Genomic DNA, 5,288 nt, shown 5'->3' on the forward strand with positions numbered 1-5,288 from the left:
CCTCGAGCACCAGCGGGTGCGCGATGTAACGGTCGAGTCCAAACCCGTGCGCCTCGAGGTAAGAGCGGTTGGGGCAGGCGGCGAGCAGATGTACGGTGATGTCGTGCGCGCCGTGGCTGGTGACCGGAAGGTTGAAGGCTTCCGCAAGCCGCGCGATCTTCATGAAGGACGTGACGCCGCCGCAATTGGTGACGTCGGGCTCGGGATAGGACACCGCGCCGGCGGCGATGTAGTTCTTGAAATCCCAGAGCGAGCGCAGGTTCTCGCCCGCGGCGATCGGCACGCCGCCGGCCGCGAGGATGCGCGCGTGACCGGCGATATCGTCGGGAATGATCGGCTCCTCGAGCCAGGTGAGGTCGAACGGCACGAGCGCGCGGGCGGCGCGGATCGCTTGCTCCACCGTCCACTTCATGTTGGCGTCCGCCATCAGCGGAAAGCCGTCGCCGAGATGCTTGCGCATCGCCGCGACACGCGCCACGTCGGACGCCAGATCGGGACGGCCAACCTTCAGCTTGATGGCGCGACAGCCCTTGGCAAGATTGTCGTCGGTCTGCTTCAGCAGCGCCTCGACCGACAGATCGAGGTCGATGCCGCCAGCGTAGCAGGGCACTCCCGCATCGAAGCCGCCGAGCAGACGAAACAGCGGTTGATTGGCGCGCCGCGCCTTGAGGTCCCACAGCGCGATGTCGAGCGCGGAGAGCGCCAGCACGGCGGCGCCGCCGCGCCCGCCATAATGCAGGCCCCACCAGACGCGATGCCAGATCGCCTCGGTGTCGTCGGCCTCGCGGGCTTCGATCAGCTCCGGGATTTCCCTGCGCAGGATGTCGGCGATGGCGCCGCCATTGCGGCCGACCGTATAGGTGTATCCGACGCCCTCGGCACCATCGGCGTCGCGCACGCGGCAGGTGACGAGCTCGAACGCGGTGATCTCGCCATGCGTGCTGTCCGACAGCGCAATAGCGAGCGGAATGCGGTAGAGCCCGGTTTCGGTCGTCTTGATAAGCGCCATTGTTAGTTTCCTCCGAGCTTACGTTGAGGTTAAGCCGAACAGGTAGACCGGGCAATCGATTGTGTTACAGCATTGGCGACGGTCCCGATCGAGTTGCGGTTGAGCCTCACGACTGCGCCGGACCCGCAGTCCCTGATGTGACGATGTTTGGCTCACTAAGTCGTCCCGGCGAACCGCTGCTTGCCGTACCGCCCTGACAGCTACCCCGCCACCGACCGCCGATCGCGGGGACCCCATCGGCCGGCCTCCACCAGCGCGATGAAGCGCTCCACCGTGGCGTTGAACAGCGACGGCTCCTCCAGGTTCAGCACGTGGCCCGACTTCGGGAACAAGGTCAGGCCCGACGCTGCGAGGTGCTGCTTCAAGAACAGGCTCGGCGCGATGCAGGCATCGTCCTCGTCGCCGCAGATGATCAGCGCCGGCGTGGTCACTTTGCCGATGGCGTCCGTCATCGTGTAGATCGACGGCCGCCCGCCTTGAAAGCCGCGCATGGTGTTAGCCGAACCCTTGGCGTCGTGACGCGCCAGCGCGGCATAGAAATCCGCATGTCCACGCGGGTCCTTGACCAAAAATGCTATCCGTCCCGGCGCCTCGCGCGTCACCTTGGCGACTTCCGCCGATCCCAGCGTCTCGAACTGTTCGGCATTGGCGCGGCACTGCGCGCGGAAGGCGTCGAGGTTTTCGAGGGCGGAACCCGAGCCGACTCCGGCGAGCGTCATCGAGCGCACGCGGCTCGGCGCGTGCAAGGCGACTTGCAGCGACGAGTAGGAGCCCATCGACAGACCGACGAAATGCGCAGCCTCAATCTTGAGATGATCGAGCACCGCGAGCGCGTCGGTGTAGAAGTGCTCGTAAGTGTAGGCGCCGGCGAGAGGCGGCACGTCTGACGGCGTGTAGCCGCGCGCCGCATAGGCGATGCAGCGATGGCCGCGCGAGAAGTAGCGCATCTGCGGCTCCCAATTGGTGTGGTCAGCCGCGAACTCGTGCAGGAAGATGATCGGCGTGCCGTGACCCGCTTCCTCGAAATAAAGCCGAATGCCGTCTCTCGCCACCGCATGGGGCATCGTCGAATCTTTCCTGTTAGATCGCTTGTTAGGTCGCGTTATCGACCCTCACAGCATTGCAGGTTAACGCTCCGGCGGCAATTTTGGCAGCGCGTGTCTGTTCCAGTCATGCAGCCAGCGCAGGCCGATCTGTCCACTGCCGCTGTTCACCGCTCTCCGCCTTTTTTTCGTCACATCGCACCACTTTACGGGCGGCCCGCTGTCGGCATTCCGGGGAGCCGACCGGAAACAAGGGGGTGTCCACGTCTACGTACAGGGGCAAGAAAAAAGGATCGAGTGAGTATGGTTGTGTCACTACTGCGTCGATCGCTGCAGCTCGCAGCGCTCGTTCTGTGTTCGGCGGCCTTTGCCGCTTCCGCGACGCCCGCTTCGGCTCGCACCCATCACGGCGCCAGGCATCATGCCCATGTGCGCCATCATGTGCGCCACGTCAGTCACTTTTCACGGCGCTATTTCCGTCATCACGCCAGTCCGCCCGTCTGTCGCGCTGGGAGCGCGGCGTCGCGCAACTGCGCGCGGGTGGCTTCGCTGACAGCCAGGCGAGCCTGATGCCCGGCAATGCGCCTGGGAGCAATGCGATGTCGGGCGGCTTCGGCGGATCGAACGTCGTCGCCGAGGCGCGGCGCTATCTCGGCGGCAATCCGACCAGCCGCCGCAGCCTGTGGTGCGCGCGCTTCATGAACATGGTGCTGGAGCATACCGGCCATCGCGGCACCGGCTCGGATATGGCGCGCTCGTTTGCGAGCTACGGCCAGCGCGTCTCGACCCCACAAGTCGGCGCCATCGCGGTGATGGGCCGGCGCGGCGGCGGCCATGTCGGCGTCGTCTCCGGCATCGATGCCAATGGCAACCCGATCCTGATCTCCGGCAACAACGGCAATCGCGTTCGCGAGGCGCCGGTCTCGCGCGGCCGGATCTACGCCTACGTGATGCCGAACTGAGCGAGGATGCACATGACTGCGCCCTCTCCCCCTGCGGGAGAGGGCTGCACGATTGTCCACGACATACTCGCTGGGTGAGGGGTTCGTGCGGCGGTCGTGGCTTTACGAGGAGGAGAGAACCCCTCACCCGGCGCAATCCCGCAAGGGGAGAGGGTGCAGCCAGGCTGCCGCACGAGAGCATTCACACCAGGCTCGGCTGCTCCATGGCGAGCTGGTCGCCGATGGCGATGTCGCCATCCTGGATCACCTCGGCATAGATGCCGCATTCATTGTTGCCGCGGTGGCGCAGCAGCGCAGGCGGGATCTCGAGGTCGCGCACGGCGGTCGCGGGGTCGACATTGACGGCGGCGCAGCGGGTGATGGTCTTCACCACTTTCAGCCGCGCCGCACCGATGCGGAGCGTCTCGCCGACCATGCCGGCTTCGTGCCAGGCCGGCCAGTCCCTGACATAGAGATTGGCGCGGAAGCGCAGCGGATGCACGGGAGCATTGATCATCGCCTCGATCTCGGCGAGGCTTGCCAGGTTGATGATCGACACCACCTTGCGGGCGACGTCGGAGAAGCTGTGTCCCTCTGCGGACAGGATCTTCGGCGGGCCGCGCAGCTCATCGGTGAAGTTGGCGGCGAAGAAGGCTTCGAGCGATGCCCGCCCGGAGGCGGTCTCCAGGTCGCCTCGCGCGACCACCTCGCCCGCCTTGCTGATGGTCAGCACATGGGTCGCGTCGTCGAACCGGCTCTTGAAGCCGGCCAGCCGCTCATTGCGCATCAGCATCAGGTAGACGGTTTTGCTCTTCCAGGCCGGCGCGGCCGCATCGAACCCGCTCGGGCCGTTCTCGATTGCGTAGCGGCGATCGGCAGGCAGGGTCTGGCCGGCCCGCAACGGGACCGACGTCAGTTGCTCGGGGGTGAGGCCTTTGATCGGGTAGCGGTACAGGCCGGTGATGGTGGCGGCGCGGTTCTCGGTCATCCGCTTTAGGTAAAAGATTCCGATGCATACGGGAACACCAAATTGTGACGGCGCCCCTTCCGTTCAAGACCCGTGCTTCCCACATTTGCCTCAAGCCGGCGGCGACAATGCTGGCGACGCGGCCGTTCGGCCTCGTTTTTGACGGACGTCAATGCGAGCCGCGCGGAACCCAATGAAGATGCCGCAGACGGTGCCTGAGGGGCCGACAGCGGCAGGCTGAGGGACATGATCCATGAACATCGAAAAATATACCGAGCGCGCGCGGGGCTTCATTCAATCCGCGCAATCGCTGGCCGTCCGCGACGGCCACCAGCAGTTTTCGCCGCTGCACCTCCTCAAGGTGCTGCTCGACGACGGTGAAGGTTTGGCCGGCGGGCTGATCGACCGTGCCGGCGGCAATTCGCGCGCCATCCTGAAAGCAACCGAGGACGCGTTGAACAAGCTGCCGAAGGTCTCGGGCGGCGGGGCCGGGCAGGTTTACCTGTCGCCGGAACTCGCGCGCGCCTTCGATGCGGCGGAGAAGGCGGCCGAGAAGGCCGGCGACAGTTTCGTCACCGTCGAACGATTGCTGCTGGGTCTTGCGCTGGACAAGTCCGGCGAGGCCGGCGCCATCCTCGGCAAGGGCGGCGTCACGGCGCAAAACCTCAACGCGGCGATCGAGTCTCTGCGCAAGGGCCGTACCGCCGATAGCGCGACGGCCGAGAACGCCTATGACGCGCTGAAGAAATATGCCCGCGACCTGACCCAGGCTGCGCGTGACGGCAAGCTCGATCCGGTGATCGGCCGCGACGAGGAGATCCGTCGCACGATTCAAGTGCTGTCGCGGCGGACCAAGAACAATCCCGTGCTGATCGGCGAGCCCGGCGTCGGCAAGACCGCCATCGTCGAGGGCTTGGCGCTGCGCATCGTCAATGGCGACGTGCCGGACAGCCTGCAGGACAAGAAGCTGCTGTCGCTCGACCTCGGCGCGCTGATCGCAGGTGCGAAATATCGCGGCGAGTTCGAGGAGCGGCTGAAGGCCGTGCTGCAGGAGGTGACTGCGGGCGAGGGCAATTTCATCCTGTTCATCGACGAGATGCACACCTTGATCGGTGCCGGCAAGGCCGACGGCGCGATGGATGCCTCGAACCTGTTGAAGCCTGCGCTGGCGCGCGGCGAACTGCACTGCATCGGCGCCACGACGCTCGACGAGTACCAGAAGCATGTCGAGAAGGACGCGGCGCTGGCGCGGCGCTTCCAGCCGATCTTCGTCACCGAGCCGTCGGTCGAGGACACCATCTCGATCCTGCGCGGCCTGAAGGACAAGT

At 65.6% G+C, this 5,288-nt stretch carries 4 protein-coding genes and 1 pseudogene; 2 read left to right on the plus strand and 3 right to left on the minus strand.

The window, feature by feature from the left end:
• Both WA702_RS06730 and WA702_RS06735 read right to left on the minus strand, forming a co-directional pair.
• On the minus strand, window positions 1–1,009 hold a 1,009-nt coding region (locus WA702_RS06730), incomplete at its 3' end, for a mandelate racemase/muconate lactonizing enzyme family protein (RefSeq protein WP_425109755.1).
• A gap of 200 nt (window positions 1,010–1,209) precedes the next feature.
• A complete protein-coding gene (locus WA702_RS06735) occupies window positions 1,210–2,073 on the minus strand; it encodes an alpha/beta fold hydrolase (protein WP_425109756.1) in 864 nt (287 codons plus the stop codon).
• 282 nt (window positions 2,074–2,355) lie between these two features.
• On the opposite strand from WA702_RS06735, the pseudogene WA702_RS06740 reads away from it, so the two are divergent.
• A pseudogene (locus WA702_RS06740) lies at window positions 2,356–3,014 on the plus strand (TIGR02594 family protein).
• A gap of 181 nt (window positions 3,015–3,195) precedes the next feature.
• Here the strand turns inward: WA702_RS06740 and WA702_RS06745 are convergent.
• Entirely contained in the window at window positions 3,196–3,981 is a 786-nt protein-coding gene (locus WA702_RS06745; RefSeq protein WP_425109757.1) for an MOSC domain-containing protein, read from the minus strand.
• 232 nt (window positions 3,982–4,213) lie between these two features.
• On the opposite strand from WA702_RS06745, the gene WA702_RS06750 reads away from it, so the two are divergent.
• The coding region (locus WA702_RS06750; protein ID WP_425109758.1) for a Clp protease N-terminal domain-containing protein at window positions 4,214–5,288 on the plus strand (1,075 nt) is incomplete at its 3' end.

Origin of the sequence: Bradyrhizobium sp. (assembly GCF_049798375.1) — a bacterium.
Lineage (GTDB): Bacteria > Pseudomonadota > Alphaproteobacteria > Rhizobiales > Xanthobacteraceae > Bradyrhizobium.